The organism is Sphingobium phenoxybenzoativorans (genome assembly GCF_001757355.1).
Taxonomy (GTDB): Bacteria; Pseudomonadota; Alphaproteobacteria; order Sphingomonadales; family Sphingomonadaceae; genus Sphingobium; species Sphingobium phenoxybenzoativorans.
Genome location: NZ_MINO01000159.1, coordinates 1 through 2489 on the forward strand (window position 1 = coordinate 1; position 2489 = coordinate 2489).

Sequence of the window (2489 nt, forward strand, 5' to 3'; positions counted from 1 at the left end):
ACCGCGCTCGCATCGCATGTCGGTGAGGTCCGCCTGGGCGACGTGCGGCCGCTCTACGATGCGCAGGAGAACAAGGGCAAGCTGCTGGTCACGGTGCGCCAGACCGGCGACCAGCCGCTTCCGCGCGGCCGGACATCGCGCCGGACCGCCAAACTCGAACTCGCACTGTCCGAGCATCTGTCTCTGGCCATGGGCGATGCGAAGCCGGTTGCCACCCGTGAACGGCTGGAAGAGGCTGCGACGGCCGCCAGGCTGAAGCCCGAACAGGCGGCCGCGCTGATCGCCATCGGCAGCGGCACAAACCGGGCGGTCGGCGTGCATGGTGTCGGCGGCGCAGGCAAATCCACCCTGGTCGCCGCGTTGGTCGATGCGACCCGCGACGACTATACCACCGTGGCGCTCGCACCGACCTCTTCGGCGGCGGCGGAACTCGGGCACAAGGCGGGCATCGAATCCCGCACGCTCGCCTCGCTGCTCGCGAGCGGCGGTTATGGCATTACCGACAGGCATATTCTCGCGCTCGACGAGGCGGGCCAGCTCGGCAACCGCCAGGCGCTGCGCGTGCTGGAGATCAGCCGCGCGACCGGCGCGCGTCTCATATTCCTCGGCGACAATAAGCAGACGGGCGCGATCGAGCAGGGCAAGGCCTATTGGCTGCTCCAGCAACTCGGGCTGCCGACTAGCCAGCTCAAGGAGTCGCGGCGCCACCTGACCGACGCGACGCAGGAGGCCGCGGACATGGCGCGCAAGGGCGACTATGCCGCGTCGCTCGCCGCGCTGGATCGCGTGACCACCGGCGACACCGCGGAGAACCTCGCCAAGGCGATGGTCGCCGATTGGACCCGGCTCAAACCGGAGACACGCGACGAAACCAATATCCTGGTCCTCGACAACGCGACCCGTCTGATCGTCAACAGCCATATCCGCGAAGTCCTGAAACGCGAGGGCACCGTCGCGGCCGAAGACCATCGGCTCGAAGTGCTGACCCCGTCCGGCCTGACCGACCAGGAAAAGCAGATGGCGCGCTTCTACAGCGCGGGCCAGGTGCTCAAGTTCACGCGCGACAATCCCGGGCTGGGGATCGCGCGCGACGCCGACTATCGCGTCGTCGGGGTCGGCCGGAACAATCATGGCCGCCAGGTCGTGCGCCTGGTTGACGAGCATGGCCGCCAGATCGAATGGCGTCCGGGCCTCGGCAAGGCGGCGCATGTCAATGTGTTCCTGCCTGAGAAGCGCGACCTTGCCCAGGGCGACCGCATCCAGTGGCGGCTGGTTAACAAGGAACTCGAGGTCAAGAATGCCGAACGCGGCACCGTTCTGGCGCTCGAGGGCAATATCGCGACGATCAGATGGGACCGCGGCGAGCGCGTCCAGCAGGTCGATCTCTCGGCCCACCGGACCTGGGATCATGGGTATTCGGAAACCGTCTATTCGTCGCAGTCCAAGACCTATGACCGCGTCTATGCGCTAGCGCCTGTGGAATCCGGCCTCGTCAACGGTCAGAACTATTACACCGCCATCACTCGCGCCGCCTATGGCGTGAAGCTCTGGACCGAGAGCCAGCAACGTCTCGCGGAAAAGCTCGCCTCGCGATCGGGCGAGAAGACCTCGTCGCTCGAAGGGCTCGGCCGGATCAGGGCCGACAGCCACAAGATGCGGGGACTTCGCCACAAGGACCGGCACGACCGCTCCCGCGAGGAGAATGCCCGCGAGCGCGACGCCCGCAAGGCCGAGCGGGAGCAGCGCGAGCGGAAACGGCAGGGCCGCTCCGAACCCCGCCCGAACAGTCTTGCCGAGATACTCGCCGGCCGCGCGCAGGAGGCTGCTTCGCTGGTCGACCGCTTCCTGCGCGGCACGATCGAACGAGACCGTCAGCACGCACCGGCGGAGCCCGATCGCGGCGGCGCTCGCGAACCTGCCCAACAGTCAGAGGCTAGGCCAGATCCCCAACCGCAGCATGATCATGGCGGTCATGGTGGTGGACATGACCGATAGGAGAGAATGATGGAACAGCTGCTAATCGCGATATTCGGTGCCGCTCTGCTTACCCTGATATACCGCAGCTATCGCATACCGATCACCCATCGCTGGCGACGGCGACAGGCGCGCACGATGTGCGAGCAGTTATGCGGACGCGATCGCGACCAGCCCGCCGCGCTGCATTATGCACGGCTTCGCGCGATGGACCCGCTGGCGTTCGAGGAATTGCTGCTGGAGGCCTTCGAGCGGCGCGGGCACCGCGTGATCCGCAATCGTCGCTATACCGGGGACGGCGGGGTCGATGGCGAAGTCATCATCGATGGCCAGCGCTGGCTGATCCAGGCGAAGCGCTATCGCGACGCCATCAAGCCCGAGCATGTGCGTGAGTTCGCTATGCTCTGCGCCACCCGGAAACGGCGCGGCATGTTTGTCCACACCGGCCGCACCGGCGGGATGAGCCGCACAGTCTGTTCCGGCGCGGACGGCATCGAGATCGTGTCGGGACAGCG

2 protein-coding genes are annotated in these 2489 nt (G+C 66.7%); both read left to right on the forward strand.

Going from position 1 to position 2489, the window contains the following annotated elements; translation table 11 throughout:
• The coding region (locus BHQ40_RS24460) for an AAA family ATPase (RefSeq protein ID WP_070158279.1) at positions 1-1995 on the forward strand (1995 nt) is incomplete at its 5' end.
• 6 nt (positions 1996-2001) lie between these two features.
• Positions 2002-2489 (forward strand): restriction endonuclease (locus BHQ40_RS24465; protein ID WP_253183467.1); only part of this gene is annotated, 488 nt, incomplete at its 3' end.